This window comes from Variovorax sp. P1_H2 (genome assembly GCF_056405295.1).
The window spans coordinates 25884-50778 of sequence record NZ_JBFUCJ010000021.1 but is presented as its reverse complement, the minus strand read 5'-3'; the positions used below and the strand labels follow the sequence as shown (position 1 = coordinate 50778).

The following is a 24895-nucleotide window of genomic DNA, read 5'->3' as shown; positions in this document are numbered from 1 at the left end:
TGTCCCTTTGCTGCTAGGGGCTGCAGCAGAATGGGTGCGCCCCATGTCCTTGCCTGCCGCCACGCTCACGTCTTCCCAAGCCCTCCGTCTCGCACTGGCCCTGTCGCTGGGGGCGGCCGTCTCGCTCGGCATCACCCGCTTCTCGTACGGCCTGCTGTTGCCGCCGATGCGCGCCGATCTGGGTTGGAGCTATGCGTTGGCTGGCGGCATGAACACCGCCAACGCCGCCGGCTACCTGTTGGGCGCGCTGCTGACGCCGGCCCTGATGCGGCGTGCGGGCCCGGTGCGGCTGCTGGTCGGCGGCGCGGTCGCGGCCAGTGCCTTCATGGCGGCCAGCGGCTTCTTCAGCTCGGCGCCGGCGCTGTTGCTGCAGCGCCTGCTGGCGGGGTTGGCGAGCGCCTGGGTGTTCGTCTCCGGCGGCTTGCTGGCGGCGCGGCTCGGCGCTTCGCAGCCGTCGCGTGCGGGCTTCCTGCTGGGCCTCTACTACGGTGGCACCGGCTTCGGCATCACGCTGTCGGCACTGCTGGTGCCGGCGGTGCTGCAGGCCGCCGCGGGAGCACCGCGGGGCTGGGCCTGGGCCTGGTGGGCGCTGGCGCTCGCCAGCTTCGCTGGCACCGCCGTGCTGGCGCTGGCCGTGCGGGCCATGCCGGGGGAGGGCGCTGCCTCTGCGTCGATGACGCCCCCACCTGCGCGGGGAACGGCAACCGCTTCCTCCTGGCCGGTGATGCGCTTCGGCTGGGCCCTTGCGGGCTACGCGCTGTTCGGTGCCGGCTACATCGGCTACATGACCTTCGTGATCGCGCTGCTGCGCGAGCAGGGTGCGAGTCCTGGCGACGTCACGCTCTTCTACGCCCTGCTGGGCATGGCCTGCGTCGCGTCGTCGAGGCTCTGGGCCGGGCTGCTGGACCGCTACCGCGGCGGCGGCCCGCAGGCGCTCCTGAATGCCTTGCTGGGGGTGGCGACCCTGCTGCCGGTGCTGAGTCCGGCGTGGCCGGTGACGATGGCTTCCGGCCTGATGTTCGGCGCTGTCTTCCTGTCGGTGGTGGCGTCGACCACGGCGCTGGTGCGGCACAACCTGCCGTCCGCGCAGTGGGCCGCCGGCATCAGCGTCTTCACGATCGTCTTCGCGCTCGGCCAGATCGTCGGCCCCACGGTCACCGGCTGGATCTCCGACGGCCGGGGCGGCCTGGCCGGCGGCCTCGTGGCCTCGGCCCTCACGCTGTGGGCCGGCGCCCTCCTGGCCTGGCGCCAACGCCCGGGCCAAACCGGCGAAGCGACCCCGGTGCCCCAAGGCCGGCGTAGCCAGGCCCGTTGGTGAAACACCGCGTGGGGGCGAGCTATTTCATGCCTTCGACTTTCAGTGCTTCCTGGACGGCCGGACGCGCTGCGATCCGCGCATGCCAGGCATTCACGTTTGCCAGATCGGAAAGATCGACACCGGTGGGCTTGGCCCAGTTGGTGACCGTGAACAGGTAGCCATCGGCGACGCTGAAGCTGTTGCCCATCAGGAACTCCTTCTCTGCGAGCTGGCTGTCGAGCCACTCGTAGCGCGACCGCAGCCGGGTCTTGAAAACGGTCTTGGCCTCTTCCGGCATGTTCGGATTGAACAGCGGCGAGAAGCCCTTGTGGATCTCGGTGCCGATGAAGGTGAGCCATTCCTGCAGCCGGTAGCGCGGCATCGTGCCGTTGGCCGGAGCCAGGTTCTTGGCCGGAGCCAGGTCGGCGATGTACTGCAAGATGGCCGGACCTTCGCGCAGGCGTGTACCGTCGTCGAGTTCGAGCATCGGCACGTAGCCCAGCGGGTTGATGCCGTAGTAGTCGGTGCCGTCCTGCAGCTTGTGGCTCTTGGTGCTCGCGAGCACGTGCTCGAAGGCCAGGCCGGCTTCGCGCAACGCGATGTGGGGCGACAGCGAGYAGGCGCCCGGCGAGTAGTACAGCTTCATTCGAAAAACTCCAGTGAATAGGCAAAACGCGTTCTTGACGACGCGAGCGCGATGCTAGCGGTTTCACGGTGCGCGCGTTGTTGTCCTACGGTGCCTTGGGCGTCCCGACGATGCGGTCGCCGGCCGCGCGTTTCTAAGCTTCCGCCCACTGCGGCGGGAGTCCGCCCTGCGAGGAGTTCTTTCATCACGTTGAAGTACGCCATCGTCGTGGCCATCTCGCTGATCGCTGATCGCTGATCGCCGGTGCCGGTGAATGATGGATGCCGTGCCTATGTCGCTCGCGGGGAGCGACGCTTCGGCTCACGAGGTCTCGGTCGGCGGCTGAGGACATGGCGTTGCTATCAAAATGATAGCAATCGGACCAATGCCGATGGCCTGTGAGCGGTGGCTGCGGCCGAGTCGGCTTGTCCTCGAGGCAGCACGGAAACACGGCGGCGATTAAAATTGCCGCCCCTTTCCGAGAGCGCACGCTTGCTGCGCCCCATTCCATGCTGTACCCCGAAGAATTCGATGTGATCGTCGTCGGCGGCGGCCATGCCGGCACCGAAGCTGCGCTGGCCTCCGCCCGCATGGGCGCTCGCACGCTGCTGCTCACCCACAACATCGAGACGCTGGGGCAAATGAGCTGCAACCCCTCGATCGGCGGCATCGGGAAGGGCCATCTCGTGAAGGAAGTCGACGCCCTCGGCGGCGCCATGGCGATCGCGACCGACGAGGGCGGGATCCAGTTCCGCGTCCTCAATTCGAGCAAGGGACCGGCCGTGCGTGCGACGCGGGCCCAGGCCGACCGCGTCTTGTACAAGGCGGCAATCCGCCGCCGGCTGGAGAACCAGCCGAACCTGTCGCTGTTCCAGCAGGCGGTGGACGACCTCATGATCGAGGGCGACCGCGTGGTGGGGGCGATCACGCAGGTGGGCATTTCCTTCCGCGCACGCGCGGTGGTGCTGACGGCCGGGACTTTCCTGGACGGCCGCATTCACGTCGGCCTGGACAACTACCAGGCCGGGCGCGCGGGCGACCCGCCGGCAGTGAGCCTGTCGGCCCGGCTCAAGGAGCTCAAGCTGCCGCAGGGGCGCCTGAAGACCGGGACGCCGCCGCGGCTCGATGGCCGGACCATCGACTTCTCGAAGTGCACCGAGCAGCCCGGCGACGGCATGCCGGGCGGGGCTGGCCCGATGCCGGTGTTCAGCTTCATGGGCCGCAAGGAGATGCATCCGCGGCAGATGCCTTGCTGGATCACGAACACCAACGCCCGCACCCACGACATCATCCGCTCGGGCTTCGACCGCAGTCCGATGTTCACGGGCAAGATCGACGGCATCGGGCCGCGCTACTGCCCGAGCGTCGAGGACAAGATCAATCGCTTCGCCGACAAGGAAAGCCATCAGATCTTCCTCGAGCCCGAAGGCCTGACCACCAACGAGTACTACCCGAACGGGATCTCGACCAGCCTGCCTTTCGACATCCAGTACCAGCTGGTGCGTTCGATGGTCGGACTGGAGAACGCCCATATCCTGCGGCCCGGCTACGCGATCGAATACGACTACTTCGACCCGCGCGAGCTCAAGAGCAATTTCGAGACGCGTGCGATCCAGGGCCTGTTCTTTGCCGGGCAGATCAATGGCACGACTGGCTACGAGGAGGCCGCGGCGCAGGGCCTGTTCGCCGGCATCAATGCTGCACTGCAATGCAGGGGCGAGGACGCGTGGCTGCCGCGCCGCGACGAGGCCTACCTCGGCGTGCTGGTGGACGACCTGATCACCAAGGGCGTGACCGAGCCCTACCGAATGTTCACGAGTCGTGCCGAGTTCCGGCTGCAACTGCGCGAAGACAACGCCGACATGCGCCTGACCGAGACCGGTCGCAAGCTGGGGTTGGTCGATGATGCTCGCTGGGACGCCTTCTCGCGCAAGCGCGATGTTGTTTCACGTGAAACAGAACGGTTGCGATCGATCTGGGTGAATCCGCGCAACCTGCCTGCCGCCGAATCCGAGCGGGTGCTGGGCAAAGCCATCGACCACGAGTACAACCTCGGCGACCTGCTGCGGCGCCCGAATGTCAGCTACGAGTCCTTGATGTCGCTGGACGGTGGGAAGTACAGCCCTTCGGTCGCGCCGGGGCCGGTGGAGATCGAGCAGATCGAGATTGCCGCCAAGTATTCCGGCTATATCGATCGCCAGCATGACGAGGTCGAACGGGCTGCGTATTTCGAAAACCTCAAGCTGCCCGCTTCCTTCGACTATGGGCAGGTCAAGGCCCTGAGCTTCGAAGTGCGGCAAAAGCTGTCGAAGCATCGGCCCGAGACCCTGGGAATGGCGTCTCGCATTTCCGGCGTGACCCCGGCGGCGATCTCGCTGCTGATGATTCATCTTCGCAAGGGCGGGCACCAGGCCTTCGTGCGCGACACGGCTGAGGCCGCGGAATCGCCGTCCGCCGAATGAGCCAGGAACAACAACTGCGGGAAGGCGCGCGCGCCTTGGGCCTGAGCCTGAGCGATCTGCAATGCGAGCGCCTGCTGGCCTACGGCGCCCTCATCTTGAAGTGGAACAAGGTCTACAACCTGACCGCACTAAGGGATCCGGCGACGGTGCTGACGCACCATCTGCTCGACAGCCTCTCGGTGATCGAGCCGCTTCGGCGTGAGTGTCCAGGCGGAGCGAATCTTCTGGACGTTGGGGCAGGGGCTGGATTGCCTGGCGTGGTGATCGCGATCCTGCGGGACGACATCCAGGTCACCTGCCTGGACGCGGTGGCGAAGAAGGCGGCCTTTGTCCAGCAAGTGGCCTCGGAACTGCGCCTGAAGAATCTTCGAGGCCTGCACGCGCGTGTCGAGGCGCTGTCGGGCCGTTACGAGCTGATCAGCTCCCGTGCCTTCGCCTCACTGGCTGATTTCGTCCAGGGCTCGCATCACTTGCTGGCGCCAAAAGGCATCTGGATGGCCATGAAGGGCAGGGCGCCGGACGATGAAATCGCCCAACTCCCTGCGGATGGCGAGGTGTTTCACGTGGAACAACTGACGGTCCCCGGTCTGGATGCCGAGCGATGCATCGTCTGGATGCGAAAACCCGACGCCTGATTGGCGCTCTGCGCGTCGACCTCGCTTAGACTCGACGCACTCCCTTTTGAGGCACTCTCCATGTTCGGCATCGCTGACTACGGCGCATTCGTCGCGGCCATCATTCTTTTTCTTGCGATTCCCGGGCCTGGCAACCTCGCACTGATCACCTCGACCGGTAAAGGCGGGGTTCGCGGCGGACTGGCCGCCACCTTCGGTGTGATTGCCGGCGACCAGGTGCTGATGTGGGCCGCCGTGGCCGGCGTCGCCGCCATGCTGGCCGCCTACCCGGCCGCCTTCAGCGCGGTGCAATGGCTGGGTGCCGCCTACCTGGCCTGGCTCGGCTACAAGATGATCCGGGCCAAGCCCGGCGCGGCGCCGATCCTCCATATCCGGCCCCGGCAGTACTTCCAGCAAGCGGTCACGATCACGTTGTTGAACCCCAAGGCCATCGTGTTCTACATGGCCTTTTTCCCGTTGTTCATCGATCCGACCCGGCACCAGGGCCTCGCGACCTTCGGGGCGATGGCCGCCACGATTGCCTTCCTGACCTTCTTGTACGGGCTGATCGTGACGCTTCTGACCTACTTTCTCGCGGAGCGGCTTCGTGCCAATCCACGAATCTCCGGTGCGCTGGGCAAGCTGGCCGGCGTCTTCCTGATCGCCTTCGGCTTCAAGCTGGCCATTTCCAGATAAACATGGCCAAGATCTTTTGCATCGCGAACCAGAAGGGCGGCGTCGGCAAGACCACGACCACCGTGAACCTGGCGGCCGGCCTGGCCAAGGTCGGCCAGCGCGTCCTGATGATCGACCTCGATCCGCAGGGCAATGCCACCATGGGCTCGGGCGTCGACAAGCGCCAGCTGGAAACCACGGTGTACGACGTCCTTCTCGAGTCGGCGTCCGTGGCGGAAGCGCGTGTCAACTCCGAAAAATGCGGCTACGACATCCTGGGTGCCAATCGCGAACTGGCCGGCGCCGAGGTCGAGATGGTGGCGCTCGACCGGCGCGAGAAGCGCCTGCGCACGGCCCTGGCCGCGGTCGGTGCCGAGTACGACTTCATCCTGATCGATTGCCCGCCCAGTCTGAGCCTGCTCACCCTCAATGGCCTGTGCGCTGCCCACGGCGTGATCGTCCCGATGCAGTGCGAGTACTTTGCACTCGAAGGCCTCACCGACCTGGTCAACACCATCAAGCAGGTGCACGCCAACCTCAACAAGAACCTGCAGATCATCGGCTTGCTGCGCGTGATGTTCGACCCCCGCATTACGCTGCAGCAGCAGGTGAGCGAGCAACTCAAAGCCCATTTTGGCGACAAGGTGTTCGACACCGTGATCCCGCGCAACGTGCGCTTGGCCGAAGCACCGAGCTACGGACTGCCGGGCGTGGTGTTCGACCCGCTGGCCAAGGGCAGCCTGGCGTTTGTCGCCTTCGCGCAGGAACTGGTCGAGAAGATGCCCCCGGCCAGCGCGCTGGCGTCCGAGGCGGCCGCGCCGCCGGTGCCGGCCCCGATGGACGCTCCGCCCGTGGCGGTTCAGATGCCGGACGGCCTTTGAGCGCGCCAAAGATCCTGCTGCTGCCCGGTTGGCAGAACAGCGACCCAGACCACTGGCAAAGCCGATGGGAGGCGGCCCACGGCGATCATCGGGTCGACCAGCACGACTGGATGCGGCCGCTGCGTGGCGACTGGTGCGCCCGGCTCGAGGAAGAAATCCTGGCGGCGCCAGGCCCGGTCGCACTCGCGGCGCACAGCCTCGGGTGCATCCTGGTGGCGGCCTGGGCCGCCCACTCCGGTCACACGCACCGGGTGCGGGCGGCGCTGCTGGTGGCGCCCGGCGACGTCGAGCGCGACGACCTTCGGCAGATGATCCCGGGTTGGGCGCCGATCGTGCGCCGCCCGCTGCCATTCCCGGCGCTGATGATTGCCGCCCAGGACGACCCGTACTGCGAGGCCGGGCGTTCCCGCCAGATGGCGGCTGATTGGGGGGCACGCTTCATCGATGTCGGTGCCCGCGGACACATCAACAGCGAATCCGGCCTGGGCGGCTGGCCCGAAGGCCGCGAACTGCTGAACGACCTACTGAAAGACGAATGACCTCCATGGCGACCAAAAAACCCAAGGGCCTCGGCCGCGGCCTCGAGGCCCTGCTGGGCCCGACCTTCAATGGTGCGGACAACGCGGTCAACGACGACTCGGCGTGGCCGAACCCGACCACGCTCCTGCTCGACCAGATGGTGCCGGGCATCTACCAGCCGCGTACGCGGATGGACGAGGGTGCGCTTTACGAGCTGGCCGAGAGCATCAAGGCGCAGGGCATCATGCAGCCGATCCTGGTGCGCCGGCTGGATGCCGATGCGGCGCGCGAGAAGAAGGCCGAATTCGAGATCATCGCGGGCGAGCGCCGCTTCCGCGCGGCCGGCCTGGCCGGCCTCGACAGCGTGCCGGTGCTGGTGCGTGACGTGCCCGACGAGGCCGCCGCGGCCATGTCGCTGATCGAGAACATCCAGCGCGAGGACCTCAATCCGCTCGAAGAAGCCCATGGCCTGCAAAGACTGGTGCAAGAGTTTGGGCTTACTCACGAATCCGCGGCCCAGGCCGTGGGACGCTCCCGCAGCGCCGCCAGCAACCTGCTGCGCCTGTTGAACCTGGCCGAACCCGCCCAAGCCATGCTGATGGCCGGCGACATCGACATGGGCCACGCCCGCGCGCTGCTGTCGCTCGACAAGGGCACGCAGATCACCGCGGCCAACCAGATCGCGGCCAAGAAGATGTCGGTCCGCGAGGCCGAGGCCCTGGTCAAGAAGCTGGCGGCCGAGTTCAGCCTCACGCCGTCGCCGCGGCGCGGCAACGCCGAGAAGTCGCGCGACCTGCTGCGCGTCGAGGAAGAACTCGCCGACCTGCTGGCGGCCGAGGTCGAAGTCCGCATCAAGAAGCGCACCCGGCGCGGCGGGAAGGTGGAGGAGCGCGGCGAGCTCGCGATCCACTTCGGATCGCTCGATGCGCTCAACGGCCTGATCGATCGGATCCGCCAAACGGCCTAGACCACGCGTCTCGGCGGCCCATGCTTCTGGTTGAATTGATTCAACCAGTTACCCGCCCTATGCTCCCGCTACAACTTTTTAATGTGAAAGTTCTAAGAGGGAAATCAAATGGCACTCACCAGATGGCCACTGGCCGCTATGGCCGCGGGGACGGTGCTGCTCACCGCCTGCCAAACCACTGACATGCAGATGGGGAGCCAGAGCGCCAAGACCGTGGCCACCGGCAGCGCCGCGGGCAGTGCCAGCGCCAACACCAGCGGCGCACTCGAGAAGTGCGACTCTCCGCTGGGCACGGTGTCGCTGATCGAGAACCAGTCGGCGGGTTGGTACACGATCCTGCGCAATGAATACAAGCTGCCGCCGACCGCCAACTTGCTGCGGCTGCTGATCCAGCAATCGAACTGCTTCGTGGTGGTCGAACGCGGCGCGGCGGGGATGAACGCCATGTCGCGCGAGCGCCAGTTGTCGCAATCGGGCGAGATGCGCCAGGGCAGCAACTTCGGCGCCGGCCAGATGGTCGCCTCCGACTACGGCATGTCGCCCGAGATCGTCTTCAGCAACCAGAACGCCGGCGGTGTCGGCGGTGCGCTCGGTGGGCTGGTCGGCGGCCGCTACAGCGGCGTGCTGTCGGCGGTCGGCGGCAGCATGCAGACGAAGGAGGCGAGCGCGTTGTTGACGCTGATCGACAACCGGTCCGGGGTGCAGGTCGCGGCCTCGGAGGGCAGCGCCTCGAAGACCGATTTCGGCGCCTTCGGCTCGGTCTTCGGCGGCAGCGGCGGGGCAGCACTCGGCGGTTACACCAACACGGCCCAGGGCAAGGTGATCAGCGCCGCCTTCATGGATGCCTTCAACCAGATGGTCATCGCGCTGCGCAGCTACAAGGCGCAAACGGTGAAGGGCCAGGGCCTCGGTGGCGGCGGCCGCCTGGGCGTCGATGGCGCCGCCCCACCGTCGCAAACTTCGGCGCCACAGCCTGCAAAGAAGAAGTAGCTCGCCCCCAGGTTGCCCGGCACTTCGTGTCCGGGCGCCCACCCCCTACCGGGGGCAACACCAGCGGCCCGGCAAAGCCGGTTCCGCGGTGTTTCACCATCGGGCCTGGCTGCGCCGGCCGGTGAATACTGGCGCTGGGGTTTTTCTACGGCTGCGCGCAGCGCGCCTGTTCGTGGGCAGTCGCGGAACCGGCTTCGCCGGGCCGCGGACTGCGCCCCCGGTAGGGGGTGGGCGGGCTACACGAAGTGAGCCCAACCTGGGGGCGAGTCACATGCTAAATATCTTGCCCGGATTCATGATGTTCTTGGGGTCGAGCGCGCGCTTGATCGTGCGCATCATGTCGACCGCGCCGGCGCCGGCCTCGGTCACCAGGAAGCCCATCTTGTGCAGGCCGACGCCGTGCTCGCCGGTGCAGGTGCCTTCGAGTGCCAGGGCGCGCGACACCAGCGCGTGGTTCAGCTGCTCGGCGGTCACGCGCTCTTCCGGAATGTTGGGGTCGAGCAGATAGCCGAAGTGGAAGTTGCCGTCGCCCACGTGGCCGACCAGGAAGTAGGGGATGCCGCTGGCATCGGCCTCGGCCACCGATTCGAGCAGGCAGTCGGCCAGCCGCGAGATCGGCACACAGGTGTCGGTGGAGATCACGCGGCAGCCCGGGCGCGACTGCACGGCCGCGAAGTAGCTGTTGTGCCGCGCGGTCCAGAGGCGGGTGCGCTCCTCCGGCGTGCTGGCCCATTCGAAGGCCTTGCCGCCGTGGCCGCTGGCCAGTTCCTGCACCGTCTCGGCCTGCTCCTTGACGCCGGCCGGCGACCCGTGGAACTCCATCAGCAGCATGGGCTCCTCGCGCAGGCCCAGCTTGGCGTAGGCGTTGACCATGCGCACCGTGTTGACGTCAATCAGCTCGACGCGCGCGATCGGCACGCCGAGCTGGATGATCTCGATCGTCGTGCGCACCGCGGCCTCGATGCTCGGGAACGAGCAGATCGCGGCCGACACCGCCTCGGGCAGCGGATAGATCCGCAGCGTGACCTCGGTGATCACGCCCAGCGTGCCTTCGCTGCCGACCATGAGCCGGGTCAGGTCGTAGCCGGCCGAGGACTTCTTGGCCCGGGTGCCGGTGCGAATCGCTTCGCCGTCGGCCGTCACCACCTCGAGCGCCAGCACGTTCTCGCGCATGGTGCCGTAGCGAACGGCGTTGGTGCCGCTGGCGCGCGTGGCCGCCATGCCGCCGATCGAGGCGTCGGCGCCGGGGTCGATCGGGAAGAACAGGCCGGTGCTCTTGATCTCCTCGTTGAGCTGCTTGCGCGTGACGCCGGGCTGCACGGTCACCGTGAGGTCGTCGGCGTTGATCGAGAGCACGCGGTTCATGCGGCTGACGTCGATGCTGATGCCGCCCTGCACCGCCAGCAGGTGGCCTTCGAGCGAGGAGCCGACGCCGAAGGGGATCACCGGCACGCTGTACGCGCCGGCGAGCTTCACCGCATCGGCCACGTCCTGCGTGCTCTCGGCGAAGACCACGGCCGAAGGCGGCGGCGCGTCGAAGGAGGATTCGTCGCGGCCGTGCTGCGTGCGCACGGCCAGTGCGGTCGAGCAGCGCTCGCCGAAGCGGGCCTTCAGGGACGCGATCAGTGCCTCCGGCACCGCGCGCAGCGCGATCTCGGGCGTGAGATGGGAGGGGGCGGTGGGGGCGTTCATGGGGCGCGGTCTCCTGAAGGGTCTAACATTCTACGAACCGCATCCTCAACCCGCACGAGAGAGACATCATGGGCAACCGCCTGACACAGATCGCAACGCGCACCGGCGACGACGGCAGCACCGGTCTCGGCGACAACACCCGCGTCCCCAAGGACCACCTGCGCGTGCAGGCGATGGGCGACGTCGACGAACTCAACTCGCAGATCGGCGTGCTGCTCTGCGAGCCGATGCCGGCCGCCGTGCGCGAGCTGCTGGTCGACGTGCAGCACCAGCTCTTCAACCTGGGCGGCGAGCTCTCGATGCCAGGCTACACCCTGCTCAAGGCCGAGGCGGTGCTGCAGCTCGACCATGCGCTGGCCGAGCACAACGCAGCCCTGCCGCGGCTGGCCGAATTCATCCTGCCCGCGGGCACCCGTGCCGCTGCGCAGGCCCACGTCTGCCGCACGGTGGCGCGGCGCGCCGAGCGCGCGGTGGTGGCGCTGGGCGCGCAGGCGGAGATCAACGCCGCGCTGCGGCACTATCTCAACCGCCTGAGCGACTTGCTGTTCGTGCTGGCGCGGGTGCTCAACCGGGTCGACGGCGGCGACGATGTCTACTGGAAGAGCGAGCGCATGGCCCGGGCCGCCGCCGAGCGCCAGGACTGAACCCGAAAGCGCGAAGGAGAGCCAACGAATGTCCTTGATCCAATCCCCCCGCGCCCGCCTCGCTGGCGCGGCCTGCGCCTTGATGGGCGCCCTCGCCGTGCTGCCGTTCTCGGCACATGGCGCGGACAACAATGCGCAAGTGAAAGACAGCAAGGTGCTGAGCGGCATCGGGCGTGGAGCCGATGCCGCCGGCCGCGGCATTGCGCACGGCGCCGATGCGACCCGGCGCGGCGTCGATCACACAGCGGAGCGCGCCAGCGCGCCGGTGCGCCGCTGGGGCGAGGCCCTGGGCCGCAAGATCACGCCGAAGGGCAGCCAGCATCCGGCCGCACCGGTCATCGGGCCTCAAGGCAACGCGCCCTGACACGAGGCCGAGCCGCTTTCGGCCCGCAAGCAGCGAGGCTCAGGCCGCGGAAGGTGCGAGCTGGGCGCAGACGTTGCGCCCGGTGATCGTGAGCCGCAGCCCGCCGCCATGCCATTCGAGCCAGTTGAGCCGGACGTAGGCGTCGATGTCGCTGTCGTCGATGCGGTCGGCCTGGTGGTTCTGCAGGTGGCCGACGGTGCCAGGCAGCGCCTGCCGAAGTCGTTCGCGGGAAGCGGCTTCGTCGGCCGCCCTGGCGGAGATGCGCGTCTGAGAATTCGATGCCATGCGGTTTCGTTCCAATCGCTGAGGAATCGCTCCAATGTACGCTTCCTGCGCAATCAGTCACGGACCTATTTCGCGATATCGCGCAGGACAAACACCCATTCCGCCCAACGGGGCGCCCTATTTGCGCGGCTGCAGCAGCTTGCTGACCTCGTCGACGTTGTCGCGAATCCGCTGCCGCACGACCTCGAAGGCGTCGGACTGCGACTTGGCCGCCATCTCCGACAACTCGCGGATGTCGTCCAGCGCCTGCTTGAAGGCCGCCTTGCCCATGGCGTCGAGCTTGGCGAAGCCCTCGCGCGGGTCGTTGCCCGACAGCCCCTTCACGGTGCCCTGCCATTCCTCGATCGAGGACTTGAGCATCTCGGTCTGGCGCTGCACCACGGCCTGCAGCCCCTGGTAGGACTTCTCGTTGGCCTTCACCAGCGCCTGCAGGTCCTTGCGCCCGCTCTCGACGATGGCGCCGGCGGCTCCGGCCAGCGGCAGGTCCTGCAGCCGCTCGGCCATGCCCTTGAGCGGCTTGATGAAGGCATCCTGGACATCGGCCGGCGTGGGGATGCCCCCGGCGCGGGGCTTCTTGGCGGCGGTGGTGCTCGACTTGCTGGTGGCCATGTGCGCTATCTCCAGTATTTGAGGTTGGGCTGCCACGATACGCCCTGAAAGGGGTTTCGTGAAAGCCCCGCGGCTACTTGACGAGCTTGAGCGTGCCCTTCATGAGCCCGGAGTGGCCGGGGAAGGAGCAGAAGTAGGTGTAGCTGTCGCCGGCCGCGAGCTTGGCCGGCGAGAAGCCGACGCTGGCGCTCTCGCCGCCGCCGACGATCTTCGTATGGGCCACGACGCGCGCATCGCCGGCCTTGACGTAGTCCTGCGGCAGGCCGGCGGCGATGCCGTCGGCGGCGACCGCCTGGACATCGGCGGTCTTGGCCAGCACCCAGTTGTGGCCCATGGCCTGCTTGGGCATCTTGCCGCTGTGCTTGAGCTTGACCGTGAACTCCTTGCAGCTCTGGCTGACTTCGATCACGGCTTTGTTGAACTGCATGGCATCGTTGCCTTCGATCTCGACCGCGCAATCGGCGGCGAAGACGGGAGCGCAGGCGAGGGCCAGCACGGCGAGTGCGGTGAGACGGTGATGAAGCATGGAAGGGTTCCCCAGGGAAAGAAACAGAAACAGGCGAGCCGCGCACCTTGCGCAACGCGGACTTCATTGTCGAGGGTGTTCGCCGCTGTTCAATGACCTGCGTCAACATCGTCGCAGTGAGCCTGCACTTCCCGCTTGGGCGGCGACCGTCGTGTTGCCCTGGATCAAGGACGCTGCGGCGAGCCGCGGCCGACACTGCCTCCAGTGCCGACTTTCGTGTGTCGGCCATCACTGGAGAAGCAAAAAGAAATGGTTAGCAGCAATCTCACGCGCGCACTGATCGGCGCCGCCCTCGGCACCTTGTGCGTCCTCCCTGCAGCGGCGCAGGAAGCGCAGGGCAACTGGCTCGTGCGCGCCCGCGCCGTGCGCATCGACACGGCCAACAAGTCCGATCCGATTCCTTCGCTGGCCGTGCCGGCCGATGCGATCACGGTCAACGACAAGACCATTCCCGAAGTCGACATCACCTACTTCTTCACGCCGAACATCGCCGCCGAACTGGTGCTGACCGTGCCGCAGAAAATGACGGTGACGGTGCAGCAGAGCGCGCTGGGCGGCCCGGTCGATATCGGCACCTTCAAGCAGTTGCCGCCGACACTGATGCTGCAATACCACTTCCAGCCCGACGCGACGATTCGTCCCTATGTCGGCGCCGGCCTGAACTACACGCGCATCAGCTCGGTGAAGCTGGCGGTGCCCACCGTGGGCCGCCTCGACCTCGAAAACAGCAGCTTCGGCCTCGCCGTCGGCGGCGGCGTGGACATCGCGGTCGCCAAGAACGTGTTCCTGAACTTCGACGTCAAGAAGGTGCAGATGCGCTCCGACGTGAGCCATCTGGGCCAGACGCTCTCCACGGTGAAGATCGACCCCTGGTTGTTCGGCGTCGGCGTGGGGTACCGATTCTGACCCTCCCTTGATTTGGGTCAATCTCCCGCCGGCTGCGCCGGCTAGCCTCGGGGCATGGAAGCTGTGCTCTCTCGCGCCCCGGGCTTGCCTGCCGCGCCGCAGTCGGCCTGGTCGGTGCTGGACGATCCGGCCGAATGGCCGGGCTTCGGGCGCGCGCTGGACGACGGCGATGCCACTGCGGCCCGCTGGGAGTCGCAGGTCGTGGTCGAGGGCATGCATTGCGCGGCCTGTGGGTTCACGGTCGAGGCCGCGCTGAGGCAGGTGCCGGGCGTGCTCTCGGCCGAGGTCAACGCGGCCAGCCGGCGAGCCCGCGTGGTCTGGTCGGCGGCGACCGTCAAGCCCTCGCGCTGGTTCTCGGCCTCCGAATTGGCGGGCTACCGTCTGGTGCCGGCCGCCGACATGCTGGCGAGCGCGCGGCGGGCGCGCGAGTCGCGGCTCGCGCTCTGGCGCTGGCTGGTGGCGGGCTTCTGCATGATGCAGGTGATGATGTACGCCTATCCGGCCTACATCGCGCAGCCCGGCGACATGACGCCCGACGCCGCCCAGCTGCTGCGCTGGGCCTCGTGGGTGCTGACGCTGCCGGTGCTGATCTTTTCCTGCGGCCCCTTCTTCCGCAGCGCCTGGCGCGACCTGCGGCAGCGTCGCATCGGCATGGACCTGCCGGTGGCGCTCGGCATCGCGATCACCTTCATCGTCAGCACTTCGGCCACCTTCGATTCCGAGGGGCCGCTGGGCCGCGAGCTCTATTTCGATTCGCTCACGATGTTCGTCTTCTTCCTGCTGACCGGCCGCTGGCTCGAGGCGCGGCTGCGCGACCGCACCGCCGGCGCCCTCGACGCCTTGATGAACCGGCTGCCCGACAGCGTGCTGCGGCGCGATGCCGAGGGCCTGTTCGAGCGCGTCGCGGTGCGGCGGCTGGCGGTCGGCGACATCCTGCGGGTGCTGCCCGGCGAAGCCTTTCCGGCCGATGGCCGCGTGGTCGCCGGCGACACCTCGGCCGACGAGGCGCTGATCACGGGCGAGTCCCGCCCGGTCGCGCGTCCGTGTGGCGCGCGGGTGCTGGCGGGCAGCCACAACGTCGGCGCGACGGTCGAGGTGCGGGTCGAGGCGCTCGGCCCGGACACCCGCTTCGCCCAGATCGTCGCCTTGATGGAGAGCGCCTCGCTGCAGAAGCCGCGGCTCGCAAAGTTGGCCGATCGTGCCGCCCGTCCCTTCCTGCTCGCGGTGCTGGCTGCGGCGGCAGCGGCCGCCGCCTTCTGGTGGCAGGTCGACCCGGGCAAGGCACTGATGGTCGCCGTGGCGGTGCTGATCGTGACCTGTCCCTGTGCGCTGTCGCTGGCCACGCCGGCGGCGATGCTCGCGAGCGCCGGCACGCTGGCGCGCGGCGGGGTGCTGGTGCGCAACCTGCAGGCGCTGGAGGCCTTGGCTGCGGTCGACACGGTGGTGTTCGACAAGACCGGCACGCTGACCCGCGACACGCCGCGCCTCGAGCGCGTCTACAGCCGCAAGGGCGTGCGGCCCGGCGACGCGGTCGAACTGGCGGCCGCGCTGGCGGCACAGTCGCTGCATCCGGCGTCGCGGGCGCTGGTCCGGGCCTGGTACGAGCAGCACCGGATGGCGCCGGACTGGACGCTGCTGCGGCTCGCGGAACGCGCGGGGGAGGGCCTCGAAGGCGCGCTGGGCCGTGGCGCCGGTGCCCCCGAGCGCCACCTGCGCCTGGGCTCCGCCGCGTACTGCGGCGTGGCGCCGCTGCAGGTGGAGGCGGCCCAGGTCCATCTCTGCGACGACGAGGGTTGGGTGGCGAGCTTCGTGCTTGCCGAGGACCTGCGCGAGGACGCCGCTGCCGCGGTCTCGGCGCTGCACGCACAGGGCCAGTCGGTGCGGCTGCTGTCGGGCGACAGCGGCGCCGCGGCGCGCGAGGTGGCGCAGCGCGCCGGCATCGCCCAGGCGCTCGGCGGTTGCACGCCCGAGGACAAGCTCCGCCGATTGAAGGACCTGCAGGCCGAGGGGCGGGCGGTCGCCATGGTGGGCGACGGACTCAACGACGGGCCGGTGCTGGCCCATGCGCATGCGTCCTTCGCCTTCGGCCGGGCCGTGCCGCTGGCGCGTGCGAACGCCGACTTCGTCGTCCTTGGCGATTCGCTGGGCGTCATTCCCGGTGCCATCGCGCAGGCACGGCAAACCCTCCGGGTGGTGCGGCAGAACCTGTGGTGGGCGGCCGGCTACAACGCGGTGTGCGTGCCGCTCGCGATCGCCGGCTGGTTGCCGCCATGGCTCGCGGGACTCGGCATGGCCGCAAGCTCGCTGATGGTGGTGCTGAACGCGGCGCGGCTGGCCGGCCGTCCGCTCGGCGCGGAGACCGCCTGATGGACATCCTGTTCCTGCTGATCCCGTTCTCGGTGGTGCTGGTGCTGTTCATCCTCGCCGGCCTCTGGTGGGCCGTGGACCGTGGTCAATTCGACGACGTCGAGGGCGAAGGCGAGCGCATTCTGCGCAACGATTGACCTGCATCAAGCGCGCGCGCGCGTGGCGCCGGGACACTGGGCTCGTTTCATAAATGAAGGTTCTGCGATGCATGCTCCAACTCCTTCCGCGCCCGTCTACAGCGACACGGTGGTGCGTCAGTTCGCTCTCATGTCGGTGGTCTGGGGCGTGGTCGGCATGCTGGTGGGCGTCATCATCGCCTCGCAGCTGGCCTGGCCCGACCTCAACTTCGGCATCCCCTGGCTCAGCTACGGGCGGCTTCGGCCGCTGCACACCAACGCGGTGATCTTCGCCTTCGGCGGCTGCGCGCTGATGGCCACCAGCTTCCACGTGGTGCAGCGCACCTGCCAGGTCCGGCTGTTCGCGCCGGCACTGGCCTCGTTCGTGTTCTGGGGCTGGCAGGCGGTGATCGTGGCCGCCGCCATCAGCCTGCCGCTGGGCTACACCAGCGGCAAGGAATACGCCGAGCTCGAGTGGCCGATCGACATCCTGATCGCGCTCGTGTGGGTGGCCTATGCGATCGTCTTCTTCGGCACCATCGGCGTCCGCAAGGTGCGCCACATCTACGTGGCCAACTGGTTCTACGGCGCCTTCATCATCGCGGTGGCCCTGCTGCACATCGTCAACAGCGCCGCCATTCCCGCGGGCGCGATGAAGAGCTACTCGGCCTATGCCGGCGTGCAGGACGCGATGGTGCAGTGGTGGTACGGCCACAACGCGGTCGGCTTCTTCCTCACCGCCGGCTTCCTCGGGATGATGTACTACTACGTGCCCAAGCAGGCGGGCCGCCCGGTGTACTCGTACCGGCTCTCGATCGTGCACTTCTGGGCGCTGATCTTCACCTACATGTGGGCCGGCCCGCACCACCTGCACTACACGGCGCTGCCCGACTGGACCCAGTCGATCGGCATGGTGTTTTCGCTGATCCTGCTGGCGCCGAGCTGGGGCGGCATGATCAACGGCGTGATGACGCTCTCGGGCGCCTGGCACAAGCTGCGCACCGACCCGATCCTGCGCTTCCTGATCGTCTCGCTGTCGTTCTACGGCATGTCGACCTTCGAGGGCCCGATGATGTCGATCAAGACCGTCAACGCGCTGTCGCACTACACCGACTGGACCGTCGGCCACGTGCACTCCGGCGCGCTCGGCTGGGTCGGCCTGATCTCGATGGGCTCGCTCTACTACCTGATCCCGCGCATGTACGGCCGCACCGAGATGTTCAGCGTGAAGGCGATCGAGCTGCACTTCTGGATGTCGACCATCGGCATCGTGCTGTATATCGCCGCGATGTGGATCGCCGGCGTGATGCAGGGCCTGATGTGGCGCGCGGTCAATACCGACGGCACGCTGACCTACACCTTCGTCGAAGGCGTGAAGGCGACCTATCCCTACTACGTGGTGCGGGTGCTCGGCGGCGTCCTGTATCTCAGCGGCATGCTGGTGATGGCATGGAACGTCTGGATGACGGTGATCTCGGGCTTCTCCAGGCCGTCGCCGATTCCGCAGACCGCCATTGCCCACGCCTGAGGACACACCATGAGTTCGAATACCCCGGCCGGCTTCTCGCACCAGAAGATCGAGACCAACAACTTCCTGATGATCGTGCTGATCCTGCTGGTGATCGCGGTCGGCGGCCTGGTCGAGATCGTGCCGCTGTTCTTCCAGAAGTCGACCACCGAAGCGGTCACCGGCGTCCAGCCGCTGACGCCGCTGCAGCTCGCGGGCCGCGACATCTACGTGCGCGAGGGCTGCTACAACTGCCACTCGCAGATGATCCGGCCGTTCCGCGCCGAGACGCTGCGCTACGGCCATTACTCGGTGGCCGGCGAATTCGTCTACGACCACCCCTTCCAGTGGGGCAGCAAGCGCACCGGCCCCGACCTGCACCGGGTCGGCGGCAAGTACAGCGACGAATGGCAGCGCATCCACCTGAACAATCCGCGCGACGTGGTGCCCGAGTCGAACATGCCGGCCTACACCTGGCTCGAGAAGACGCCGCTCGACGGCGCCGAGTCCGCCGCCCACATGACGGCGCTGCGCCGGGTCGGCGTGCCCTACACCGACGCACAGATCGCGGCTGCGGCGGCCGAGGTCAAGGGCAAGAGCGAGATGGACGCCATCGTCGCGTACCTGCAGTCGCTCGGTCTCGCACTCAAGTAAGCAGGAGCGCAACGATGGACACCATCACCACCCTGCGGATCGCCGCCACGCTGGCGTCGTTCGCCACTTTCATCGGCATCCTGGTCTGGGCCTATTCGCGCCGCAACGCGAAGGCCTTCGAAGAGGCCGCACGACTCCCCTTCGAAGAGGACCCCTCATGAGTGACTTCACCAGCGACTTCTGGTCGCAGTTCGTGACCGCCATCTCGCTCGGCGGCATCCTGGCCTGCGCATTGCTGCTGTGGTGGACCGCGCGCTTCCGCGGCCCGGCCAGCACCGACAACACCACCGGCCACGTCTGGGACGAGGACCTGCGCGAGATGAACAACCCGCTGCCGCGCTGGTGGATGGGCCTGTTCGTGCTGACCATCGTGTTCGGCATCGGCTACCTGGTGGTGTTYCCGGGCCTCGGCAGCTACCGCGGCACGCTGGCCTGGACCACCCAGGGCGAATACGCCAAGGAGGTCGAGAAGGCCAACGCCGAACTGGGGCCGGTCTACGCCGCCTACTCGGCCCAGCCGGTCGAGCGCCTGGCGACCGATCCCGGCGCCTTGGCGATCGGCGAGCGCCTGTTCCTCAACAACTGTGCACAGTGCCACGGCTCGGATGCGCGCGGCAGCAAGGGCTTTCCGAACCTGACCGATGGCGACTGGCTGCACGGCGGCACGCCCGAGAAGATCCACGAGACCATCGCGCTTGGCCGCGTCGGCGTGATGCCGCCGATGGCCGAGGCGGTCGGATCGGCCGAGGACGTCAAGAACCTCGCCAACTACGTGCTGAGCCTGTCGGGCAGCCCGCACGACTCGGTGCGCGCCGGACTCGGGAAGAGCAAGTTCTCGGCCTGCGCAGCCTGCCACGGCATCGGCGGCGTCGGCAACCCTGCGCTGGGTGCGCCAAACCTGGCCGACAAGATCTGGCTGCACGGCTACGGACAGGAGGCGATCATCGCGATGATCAATGGCGGCAAGACCAATCAGATGCCGGCGCAGCAGGGCCGCCTGACCGAGGCGCAGATCCATGTGCTGACCGCCTACGTCTGGGGCCTGTCCAACAAGCCGGCCGCCGCGACGCAATGAAGCCGATGGCCTGAGTTCCCCCATGAGCGCTTCCATGACCGAACCGACGCCACAGAAGCCGCGCACCGTGATCCCGATCGCGCCGGCCGAGGAGAGCGTCGGCCTCTACGCGGCCCACAAGAAGATCTATCCGCGCAGCGTCAGCGGCTATTTCGCTCGCTGGCGCTGGGCGCTGGTGTTCGCGACGCAGATCGTGTTCTACGGACTGCCGTGGCTGGCGTGGGGCCAGCGCCAGGCCGTGCTGTTCGACCTCGGCGCCCGGCGCTTCTTCCTGTTCGGGCTGGTGCTCTATCCCCAGGACCTGATCTACCTGACCGGGCTGCTGGTGATCTCGGCCCTGTCGCTGTTCCTGTTCACCGCGGTGGCGGGCCGCCTGTGGTGCGGCTATGCCTGCCCGCAGACCGTCTACACCGAGATCTTCATGTGGGTCGAGGAGAAGATCGAAGGCAGCCGGATCGCGCGGATGCGACTCGACAGCGGCGACTTCTCGACCGAGAAGCTGGTCAAGAAGTGGTTCAAGCATGTGGTCTGGATCTCGATCGGGCTCTGGACCGGCTTCACCTTCGTCGGCTACTTCACGCCGATCCGCGAGCTGGCCATGGAGTTCCTGCAGACCCGCATGGGCTCCTGGGAAATCTTCTGGGTGTTGTTCTACGGCTTCGCGACCTACGGCAACGCCGGCTTCATGCGCGAGCAGGTGTGCAAGTACATGTGCCCCTACGCGCGCTTCCAGAGCGCGATGTTCGACCGCGACACGCTGATCGTCAGCTATGACGCCGCGCGCGGAGAACCGCGCGGCGTGCCGTCCAAGGCGCGGCCAGCGACGGCGCCGGCACTCGGCCACTGCATCGACTGCAAGCTGTGCGTGCAGGTCTGTCCGACGGGGATCGACATCCGCCAGGGCCTGCAGTACGAATGCATCGGCTGCGGCCTCTGCGTGGACGCCTGCAACATCGTCATGGACAAGATGGAGACCCCGCGCGACCTGATCCGCTATGCCACCCAGAACGGCATGGCCGGACGCTGGACGCCGCAGCAGGTGCTGCGCCGCGTGCTGCGGCCGCGGGTGCTGATCTACACCACGATCCTGGCCGCCTTGAGCATCGGCCTGCTTGCCAGCCTGGTGACGCGCACGCCGCTCAAGGTCGACGTGGTGCGCGATCGCGCGTCGCTGGCGCGCATCGTCGAGGGCGGCCAGCTCGAGAATGTCTATCGCCTGCAGATCATGAATGCCACCGAGCAGGTGCAGCGCTACCGGATCGAGGCGAGCGGCCTCGAAGGGCTGCACGTGTCCTCGGAATCCGTGGTCGAGGTCGCGCCGGCGCAGTCGCGCTGGGTGGCGGTCCGGCTGCAGCTGCCCTACGGCGCGGCACCGGCCGGTTCGCACAAGGTGCACTTCGATGTCCGTGCGGAAGGCGGCCTGGGCAGCGTGTCCGAGAAGGCCGTGTTCCTGGTCCCGCGATGAACCCCCTGGTTTCCTAGGAGACGATGATGACCGACGAGAACGACGCGAGCCGCCCCTGTCCGCCCTGGTACCGCTTTCCGCTGGTGTGGATGGTGATCGGCGGGCCGGGCGTGGTGGTGATCGCGAGTTTCGCCACGCTGTGGCTGGCCCTGCGCACGCCCGATCCGGTGGTCGACGAGGACTACTACCGCAAGGGCGTGGAAATCAACCGCACGCTGCCCGACAAGAAGCTGATGCCGGCGGTGGCCGGTCGCAACCACGCAGTGACGCCGGGCGCTGACGTGCCGGGCCCGAGGCGCTGAGGCCATGCGGGCGCAGCGCTGGATGTGGATTCTCTGGCCGGCCTTCCTGCTGGCTTGCGCACTCGAGGTGCTGGTGTTCGCACTGGTCGATCCGGGTGACCTGCACTGGCGCGGCGAGGCGCTCGGGGCCTCGCGGCAGGCCGTCTACACGGTCGGCTTCTTCGCCTTCTGGCTGCTGGCCGTGGCGTCGGGCGCGCTGACCCTGATGCTGACCCGCTCGGCGCGGGAGATCAACAACCTGGCGGATTGACGATGTGCCGGAGTGCTTCGGGGTCGAGGATGCGCACGTTGCGCTGCTCGACCTCGACGATGGCGTCGGCCGCGAACTTCGACAGCGTCCGGCTGACGGTCTCGAGCTTGAGCCCGAGATAGCTGCCGATCTCCTCGCGGGTCATGCGCAGCACCAGCTCGGAGCGCGAGAAGCCGCGCGCATGCAGCCGCTGCACCAGGTTCAGCAGGAAGGCCGCCAGCCGCTCCTCGGCCCGCATGCTGCCGAGCAGCAGCATCACGCCGTGCTCGCGGACGATCTCGCGGCTCATGATCTGGTGCACATGGCGCTGCAGCGCCGTCACTTCGCGCGACAGCTCCTCGATGCGGTCGAAGGGCATCACGCAGACCTCGGAATCCTCCAGCGCCACGGCGTCGCAGGTGTGCTGGTCGTTGACGATGCCGTCCAGCCCGATGATCTCGCCGGCCATCTGGAAACCCGTGACCTGGTCGCGCCCGTCCTCGCTCGTGACCCGGGTCTTGAAGACGCCGGTGCGGATCGCATAGAGCGAGGTGAAGGGCTCGCCGTTGCGGAACAGGGTCTCGCGCCGCTTGACCTTGCGTCGCGTGGCGACGATATCGTCGATGCGCTGCAGCTCACCGGGCGCCAGGCCCACCGGCATGCACAGTTCGCGCAGGTTGCAGTTGGAACAGGCGACCTTGATATTTTCTGGTTTCATTGATGCAGTCGAGGTCATGGGCGGATTGTCCGATGGGGGCTGGGCCGGATGCTTGACCCAGGTCAAGGTTTGCGGGTCGCGACAGCGGCATAGTGACACACCAAAGCCCTTGCCGCCGTCCGCGATGCTCATTGCCTCCGCTCCCGTTCTTATGCCGTCCGTCCCGGTGCCCACGCCGGCCGTGCTGCAGCAATTCGACGTCCCAGGGCCGCGCTACACCTCCTATCCGACCGCGGACCGCTTCGTCGACGCCTTCACGGCCGAGGACTATGCGCAGACGCTCGAGCAGCGCGGCGGGGCCGGCGCCAGCGCCCGGGCGCTGTCGCTGTATGTGCACATCCCGTTCTGCGAATCGCTCTGCTACTACTGCGCTTGCAACAAGATCGTGACCAAGCACAAGAGCAAGGGCCGCGAGTACCTGGACTACCTGGCCCGAGAGATCTCGCTGCAGGTCGAGAAGCTCGGCCGCGGTGCCGTCGTGCGCCAGCTCCACCTCGGCGGCGGCACGCCCACCTTCCTCGACGATGCCTGCCTGCGCCAGCTCATGGCCATGCTCCGCGATGCCTTCACGCTGTCGCCCGACGGCGAGCATTCGATCGAGATCGACCCGCGCACCGTCGACCGCGAGCGCCTCGTGACGCTGGCCGCGCTGGGCTTCAACCGGCTCAGCTTCGGCGTCCAGGACTTCGACCCCGACGTGCAGAAGGCGGTGCACCGGATCCAGCCCGCCGAACAGGTCTTCGACCTGATGGCCACCGCCCGCGGGCTGGAATTCGATTCGGTCAACGTCGACCTGATCTACGGGTTGCCGCGTCAGAGCGCCGCGTCCTTCGACCGCACGCTGGCCCAGGTCTGCGCGCTGCGGCCCGATCGCATTGCGCTCTACGCCTACGCCCACCTGCCCGAGCGCTTCAAGGCGCAGCGCCGCATCGCCACCGAAACCCTGCCCGACGCGGCGACCAAGGTCGAGATGCTGTCGCGCTCGATCGCCGCGCTCACCGCGGCCGGCTATGTCTACATCGGCATGGACCATTTCGCGCTGCCCGGCGACGCCTTGGCCGTGGCCAAGCGGCAGGGTCGGCTGCACCGCAACTTCCAGGGCTACAGCACGCAGCCGGATTGCGACCTGGTGGCCCTCGGCGTGTCGGCGATCGGCCGCATCGGCGCCACCTACAGCCAGAACGCCAAGACGCTCGAGGAGTACTACGACCTGCTCGACCAGGGGCGGCTGCCGGTGGTGCGCGGCCTGGCACTGACGCGCGACGACGTGCTGCGGCGGTCCGTGATCATGGCGATCATGTGCCAGGGGCGGGTCGACTTCGAAACCATCGGTGCGGCGCACCTGGTCGATTTTGCGCAGTGCTTCGCCGCCGAACTCGAAGCGCTCGAGCCGCTCGAGGCGCAGGGGCTGGTGCTGCTGAGCGACCGCCACATCGAGGTCACGCCGCTCGGCTGGTTCTTCGTGCGCGCGATCGCCATGGTGTTCGACCGCTACCTGCAGGCCGACCGCAACCGGACGCGCTTCTCGCGCATCGTCTGAAGTGAAGCCCACCCCCGATAGCGCCTGCGGCGCCCCCCTCGAGGGGGCGATACCAGCGGCCCGGCAAAGCCGGTTCCGCGGTATCCCTGGCATTGGGCTGCGTCGGTTTCATGCGCTGTGGGTGGCGCGCAGCGACATGGACAACTGAGCCATGCAGGCGGCGCTGCTGGCCTCCGCGCTGGTGATGGGGCTGGTGGGCGGCCCGCACTGCGTCGCGATGTGCGGCGCCGCCTGCGCGGGCGTGGTCCGCCTGGTGCGTGCACCGGTCGGCGGCGGCGCTGCCGTGCTGGAGCCCTCGGCCCGTTCGCTGCCAGCGGGGATGCTGTTTCACGCCGGGCGCGTGGCGGGCTATGCGGCTGCCGGGGCGGTGGCTGCCGCCATGGTGCAGGGCCTGGCCCTGGCGGGCGGGCAGCTGAGCGCGCTGCGCCCGGCCTGGATGCTGCTGCATGTCTTCGTGTTCGCCTGGGGCCTTCTGCTCGCCGCCTCGGGCCGGCAACCGGCGTGGGCGCATCGCTTCGGACGATGGGCCGCGGCACGGCTGCGGCCCATGACCCGCAGCCCCTTCGGCGTGCTGGCGGCCGGTGCATTGTGGGTCGCGATGCCCTGCGGCCTCCTGTACTCGGCGCTGATGCTGGCGGCCCTGAGCAACGGCGTGCTCGAGGGCGCGGCCGTCATGGCGTTGTTCGCGGCTGGCAGTGCCGTGTCGCTGCTGCTGGCGCCGTGGCTGTTCGAGCGTCTGCGTTCGGGGGCCGGCCGGATGTCGCAGCAGTGGGGCACGCGTCTGGCGGGCGTGTTGCTCGCCGCGGTGGCCCTGCAGGCGCTCCGGATGGATCTCGCGCAGCAGATCGAGATCTGGTGCCGCTGAG

Annotated in this window: 28 protein-coding genes; 22 read left to right on the top strand and 6 right to left on the bottom strand. The window is 68.0% G+C overall.

The genetic code is table 11. From position 1 onward, the window contains the following. Nucleotides 1-43: 43 nt before the first annotated feature. Nucleotides 44-1318 carry a YbfB/YjiJ family MFS transporter gene (locus AC1D2E_RS10320; RefSeq protein WP_478197315.1) on the top strand — a complete coding sequence of 425 codons (1275 nt, stop codon included), beginning with the start codon at nt 44-46 and terminating at the stop codon, nt 1316-1318. 19 nt (nt 1319-1337) lie between these two features. Here AC1D2E_RS10320 and gstA read toward each other — a convergent pair whose 3' ends face one another. Next, entirely contained in the window at nt 1338-1943 is a 606-nt protein-coding gene (gstA, locus tag AC1D2E_RS10315; RefSeq protein WP_478197314.1) for a glutathione transferase GstA, read from the bottom strand. 488 nt (nt 1944-2431) lie between these two features. Here gstA and mnmG point away from each other — a divergent pair, with 488 nt between their 5' ends. From mnmG to AC1D2E_RS10280, 7 genes are all read left to right on the top strand, one after another. Beyond that, nucleotides 2432-4384 carry a tRNA uridine-5-carboxymethylaminomethyl(34) synthesis enzyme MnmG gene (gene mnmG, locus AC1D2E_RS10310; protein ID WP_478197313.1) on the top strand — a complete coding sequence of 651 codons (1953 nt, stop codon included), beginning with the start codon at nt 2432-2434 and terminating at the stop codon, nt 4382-4384. After that, a complete protein-coding gene (gene rsmG / locus AC1D2E_RS10305) occupies nt 4381-5019 on the top strand; it encodes a 16S rRNA (guanine(527)-N(7))-methyltransferase RsmG (protein WP_478197312.1) in 639 nt (212 codons plus the stop codon). The genes mnmG and rsmG overlap by 4 nt, the downstream gene beginning before the upstream one ends. Nucleotides 5020-5079: 60 nt before the next feature. After that, entirely contained in the window at nt 5080-5694 is a 615-nt protein-coding gene (locus AC1D2E_RS10300) for a LysE family transporter (protein ID WP_478197311.1), read from the top strand. Between the two features lie 2 nt (nt 5695-5696). Continuing rightward, nucleotides 5697-6554 carry a ParA family protein gene (locus AC1D2E_RS10295; RefSeq protein WP_478171262.1) on the top strand — a complete coding sequence of 286 codons (858 nt, stop codon included), beginning with the start codon at nt 5697-5699 and terminating at the stop codon, nt 6552-6554. Continuing rightward, a complete protein-coding gene (locus tag AC1D2E_RS10290; RefSeq protein ID WP_478197310.1) occupies nt 6551-7093 on the top strand; it encodes an RBBP9/YdeN family alpha/beta hydrolase in 543 nt (180 codons plus the stop codon). Before AC1D2E_RS10295 ends, AC1D2E_RS10290 begins: the two co-directional genes overlap by 4 nt. A 5-nt stretch (nt 7094-7098) precedes the next feature. Then, nucleotides 7099-8040, top strand: a complete 942-nt coding sequence (locus AC1D2E_RS10285; RefSeq protein WP_478171260.1) for a ParB/RepB/Spo0J family partition protein — start codon at nt 7099-7101, stop codon at nt 8038-8040. Between the two features lie 108 nt (nt 8041-8148). Further along, nucleotides 8149-9030 carry a CsgG/HfaB family protein gene (locus AC1D2E_RS10280; RefSeq protein ID WP_478197309.1) on the top strand — a complete coding sequence of 294 codons (882 nt, stop codon included), beginning with the start codon at nt 8149-8151 and terminating at the stop codon, nt 9028-9030. A 267-nt stretch (nt 9031-9297) separates the two neighbouring features. Here AC1D2E_RS10280 and AC1D2E_RS10275 read toward each other — a convergent pair whose 3' ends face one another. Continuing rightward, the gene (locus AC1D2E_RS10275; protein ID WP_478197308.1) at nt 9298-10722 is read right to left on the bottom strand and encodes an FAD-binding oxidoreductase; all 1425 of its coding nucleotides are present in this window, start codon (nt 10720-10722) and stop codon (nt 9298-9300) included. A 68-nt stretch (nt 10723-10790) separates the two neighbouring features. On the opposite strand from AC1D2E_RS10275, the gene AC1D2E_RS10270 reads away from it, so the two are divergent. Beyond that, nucleotides 10791-11366: a cob(I)yrinic acid a,c-diamide adenosyltransferase gene (locus AC1D2E_RS10270; protein WP_478171257.1), complete on the top strand. Its 576-nt coding sequence runs from the start codon at nt 10791-10793 to the stop codon at nt 11364-11366. Nucleotides 11367-11394: 28 nt separating this feature from the next. Continuing rightward, on the top strand, nt 11395-11730 hold the full coding sequence (locus tag AC1D2E_RS10265; protein ID WP_478197307.1) for a hypothetical protein: 336 nt from the start codon (nt 11395-11397) through the stop codon (nt 11728-11730). 39 nt (nt 11731-11769) lie between these two features. Here the strand turns inward: AC1D2E_RS10265 and AC1D2E_RS10260 are convergent, their stop codons facing one another. The 3 genes from AC1D2E_RS10260 to azu all read right to left on the bottom strand — a co-directional run bounded on the left by AC1D2E_RS10260 (nt 11770) and on the right by azu (nt 13150). After that, nucleotides 11770-12015, bottom strand: a complete 246-nt coding sequence (locus AC1D2E_RS10260; RefSeq protein WP_478171255.1) for a hypothetical protein — start codon at nt 12013-12015, stop codon at nt 11770-11772. Between the two features lie 117 nt (nt 12016-12132). Then, nucleotides 12133-12624, bottom strand: a complete 492-nt coding sequence (gene phaP / locus AC1D2E_RS10255) for a TIGR01841 family phasin (RefSeq protein WP_478197306.1) — start codon at nt 12622-12624, stop codon at nt 12133-12135. A gap of 73 nt (nt 12625-12697) precedes the next feature. Beyond that, nucleotides 12698-13150: an azurin gene (gene azu, locus AC1D2E_RS10250; protein WP_478197305.1), complete on the bottom strand. Its 453-nt coding sequence runs from the start codon at nt 13148-13150 to the stop codon at nt 12698-12700. A gap of 249 nt (nt 13151-13399) precedes the next feature. Here azu and AC1D2E_RS10245 point away from each other — a divergent pair, with 249 nt between their 5' ends. The 10 genes from AC1D2E_RS10245 to AC1D2E_RS10200 all read left to right on the top strand — a co-directional run bounded on the left by AC1D2E_RS10245 (nt 13400) and on the right by AC1D2E_RS10200 (nt 21792). Continuing rightward, the gene (locus AC1D2E_RS10245) at nt 13400-14056 is read left to right on the top strand and encodes an OmpW/AlkL family protein (protein ID WP_478197304.1); all 657 of its coding nucleotides are present in this window, start codon (nt 13400-13402) and stop codon (nt 14054-14056) included. A gap of 54 nt (nt 14057-14110) precedes the next feature. Beyond that, entirely contained in the window at nt 14111-16423 is a 2313-nt protein-coding gene (locus AC1D2E_RS10240; protein WP_478197303.1) for a heavy metal translocating P-type ATPase, read from the top strand. Next, a complete protein-coding gene (gene ccoS, locus AC1D2E_RS10235; protein ID WP_286372281.1) occupies nt 16423-16560 on the top strand; it encodes a cbb3-type cytochrome oxidase assembly protein CcoS in 138 nt (45 codons plus the stop codon). Before AC1D2E_RS10240 ends, ccoS begins: the two co-directional genes overlap by 1 nt. Before the next feature lie 67 nt (nt 16561-16627). Beyond that, nucleotides 16628-18067, top strand: coding sequence for a cytochrome-c oxidase, cbb3-type subunit I (gene ccoN / locus AC1D2E_RS10230; RefSeq protein WP_478197302.1), 1440 nt, complete (start codon nt 16628-16630; stop codon nt 18065-18067). 9 nt (nt 18068-18076) lie between these two features. Continuing rightward, the gene (gene ccoO, locus AC1D2E_RS10225) at nt 18077-18700 is read left to right on the top strand and encodes a cytochrome-c oxidase, cbb3-type subunit II (protein WP_478197301.1); all 624 of its coding nucleotides are present in this window, start codon (nt 18077-18079) and stop codon (nt 18698-18700) included. Between the two features lie 14 nt (nt 18701-18714). Beyond that, nucleotides 18715-18861: a cbb3-type cytochrome oxidase subunit 3 gene (locus AC1D2E_RS10220; protein WP_478171248.1), complete on the top strand. Its 147-nt coding sequence runs from the start codon at nt 18715-18717 to the stop codon at nt 18859-18861. After that, on the top strand, nt 18858-19775 hold the full coding sequence (ccoP, locus tag AC1D2E_RS10215; RefSeq protein ID WP_478197300.1) for a cytochrome-c oxidase, cbb3-type subunit III: 918 nt from the start codon (nt 18858-18860) through the stop codon (nt 19773-19775). The genes AC1D2E_RS10220 and ccoP overlap by 4 nt, the downstream gene beginning before the upstream one ends. 22 nt (nt 19776-19797) lie before the next feature. After that, on the top strand, nt 19798-21240 hold the full coding sequence (ccoG, locus tag AC1D2E_RS10210) for a cytochrome c oxidase accessory protein CcoG (protein ID WP_478197299.1): 1443 nt from the start codon (nt 19798-19800) through the stop codon (nt 21238-21240). 23 nt (nt 21241-21263) lie between these two features. Further along, entirely contained in the window at nt 21264-21542 is a 279-nt protein-coding gene (locus tag AC1D2E_RS10205; protein WP_478197298.1) for a FixH family protein, read from the top strand. A gap of 4 nt (nt 21543-21546) precedes the next feature. Next, nucleotides 21547-21792 carry a hypothetical protein gene (locus AC1D2E_RS10200; protein WP_478197297.1) on the top strand — a complete coding sequence of 82 codons (246 nt, stop codon included), beginning with the start codon at nt 21547-21549 and terminating at the stop codon, nt 21790-21792. Here AC1D2E_RS10200 and fnr read toward each other — a convergent pair. Further along, the gene (gene fnr, locus AC1D2E_RS10195) at nt 21773-22489 is read right to left on the bottom strand and encodes a fumarate/nitrate reduction transcriptional regulator Fnr (protein ID WP_478197296.1); all 717 of its coding nucleotides are present in this window, start codon (nt 22487-22489) and stop codon (nt 21773-21775) included. The two genes, AC1D2E_RS10200 and fnr, sit on opposite strands and share 20 nt — an antisense overlap. Before the next feature lie 151 nt (nt 22490-22640). Between fnr and hemN the strand changes: the two genes are divergently transcribed. Both hemN and AC1D2E_RS10185 read left to right on the top strand, forming a co-directional pair. Continuing rightward, entirely contained in the window at nt 22641-24029 is a 1389-nt protein-coding gene (gene hemN, locus AC1D2E_RS10190; protein WP_478197295.1) for an oxygen-independent coproporphyrinogen III oxidase, read from the top strand. A gap of 151 nt (nt 24030-24180) precedes the next feature. Next, nucleotides 24181-24894, top strand: coding sequence for a sulfite exporter TauE/SafE family protein (locus tag AC1D2E_RS10185; protein ID WP_478197294.1), 714 nt, complete (start codon nt 24181-24183; stop codon nt 24892-24894). Nucleotide 24895: the final 1 nt, after the last annotated feature.

What these genes read in the sequence shown, in the direction of transcription:
- AC1D2E_RS10240 (WP_478197303.1), top strand. Translation starts at nt 14,111, where the DNA reads ATGGAAGCTGTGCTCTCTCGCGCCCCGGGCTTGCCTGCCGCGCCGCAG.
- AC1D2E_RS10320 (WP_478197315.1), top strand. Translation starts at nt 44, where the DNA reads ATGTCCTTGCCTGCCGCCACGCTCACGTCTTCCCAAGCCCTCCGTCTC.
- mnmG (WP_478197313.1), top strand. Translation starts at nt 2,432, where the DNA reads ATGCTGTACCCCGAAGAATTCGATGTGATCGTCGTCGGCGGCGGCCAT.
- ccoG (WP_478197299.1), top strand. Translation starts at nt 19,798, where the DNA reads ATGAGCGCTTCCATGACCGAACCGACGCCACAGAAGCCGCGCACCGTG.
- AC1D2E_RS10185 (WP_478197294.1), top strand. Translation starts at nt 24,181, where the DNA reads ATGCAGGCGGCGCTGCTGGCCTCCGCGCTGGTGATGGGGCTGGTGGGC.
- azu (WP_478197305.1), bottom strand. Translation starts at nt 13,150, where the DNA reads ATGCTTCATCACCGTCTCACCGCACTCGCCGTGCTGGCCCTCGCCTGC.
- AC1D2E_RS10245 (WP_478197304.1), top strand. Translation starts at nt 13,400, where the DNA reads ATGGTTAGCAGCAATCTCACGCGCGCACTGATCGGCGCCGCCCTCGGC.
- AC1D2E_RS10280 (WP_478197309.1), top strand. Translation starts at nt 8,149, where the DNA reads ATGGCACTCACCAGATGGCCACTGGCCGCTATGGCCGCGGGGACGGTG.
- rsmG (WP_478197312.1), top strand. Translation starts at nt 4,381, where the DNA reads ATGAGCCAGGAACAACAACTGCGGGAAGGCGCGCGCGCCTTGGGCCTG.
- AC1D2E_RS10270 (WP_478171257.1), top strand. Translation starts at nt 10,791, where the DNA reads ATGGGCAACCGCCTGACACAGATCGCAACGCGCACCGGCGACGACGGC.
- ccoS (WP_286372281.1), top strand. Translation starts at nt 16,423, where the DNA reads ATGGACATCCTGTTCCTGCTGATCCCGTTCTCGGTGGTGCTGGTGCTG.
- ccoN (WP_478197302.1), top strand. Translation starts at nt 16,628, where the DNA reads ATGCATGCTCCAACTCCTTCCGCGCCCGTCTACAGCGACACGGTGGTG.
- fnr (WP_478197296.1), bottom strand. Translation starts at nt 22,489, where the DNA reads ATGAAACCAGAAAATATCAAGGTCGCCTGTTCCAACTGCAACCTGCGC.
- phaP (WP_478197306.1), bottom strand. Translation starts at nt 12,624, where the DNA reads ATGGCCACCAGCAAGTCGAGCACCACCGCCGCCAAGAAGCCCCGCGCC.
- AC1D2E_RS10300 (WP_478197311.1), top strand. Translation starts at nt 5,080, where the DNA reads ATGTTCGGCATCGCTGACTACGGCGCATTCGTCGCGGCCATCATTCTT.
- AC1D2E_RS10285 (WP_478171260.1), top strand. Translation starts at nt 7,099, where the DNA reads ATGGCGACCAAAAAACCCAAGGGCCTCGGCCGCGGCCTCGAGGCCCTG.
- AC1D2E_RS10200 (WP_478197297.1), top strand. Translation starts at nt 21,547, where the DNA reads ATGCGGGCGCAGCGCTGGATGTGGATTCTCTGGCCGGCCTTCCTGCTG.
- AC1D2E_RS10295 (WP_478171262.1), top strand. Translation starts at nt 5,697, where the DNA reads ATGGCCAAGATCTTTTGCATCGCGAACCAGAAGGGCGGCGTCGGCAAG.
- AC1D2E_RS10220 (WP_478171248.1), top strand. Translation starts at nt 18,715, where the DNA reads ATGGACACCATCACCACCCTGCGGATCGCCGCCACGCTGGCGTCGTTC.
- ccoO (WP_478197301.1), top strand. Translation starts at nt 18,077, where the DNA reads ATGAGTTCGAATACCCCGGCCGGCTTCTCGCACCAGAAGATCGAGACC.
- hemN (WP_478197295.1), top strand. Translation starts at nt 22,641, where the DNA reads ATGCCGTCCGTCCCGGTGCCCACGCCGGCCGTGCTGCAGCAATTCGAC.
- AC1D2E_RS10205 (WP_478197298.1), top strand. Translation starts at nt 21,264, where the DNA reads ATGATGACCGACGAGAACGACGCGAGCCGCCCCTGTCCGCCCTGGTAC.
- AC1D2E_RS10260 (WP_478171255.1), bottom strand. Translation starts at nt 12,015, where the DNA reads ATGGCATCGAATTCTCAGACGCGCATCTCCGCCAGGGCGGCCGACGAA.
- AC1D2E_RS10265 (WP_478197307.1), top strand. Translation starts at nt 11,395, where the DNA reads ATGTCCTTGATCCAATCCCCCCGCGCCCGCCTCGCTGGCGCGGCCTGC.
- AC1D2E_RS10275 (WP_478197308.1), bottom strand. Translation starts at nt 10,722, where the DNA reads ATGAACGCCCCCACCGCCCCCTCCCATCTCACGCCCGAGATCGCGCTG.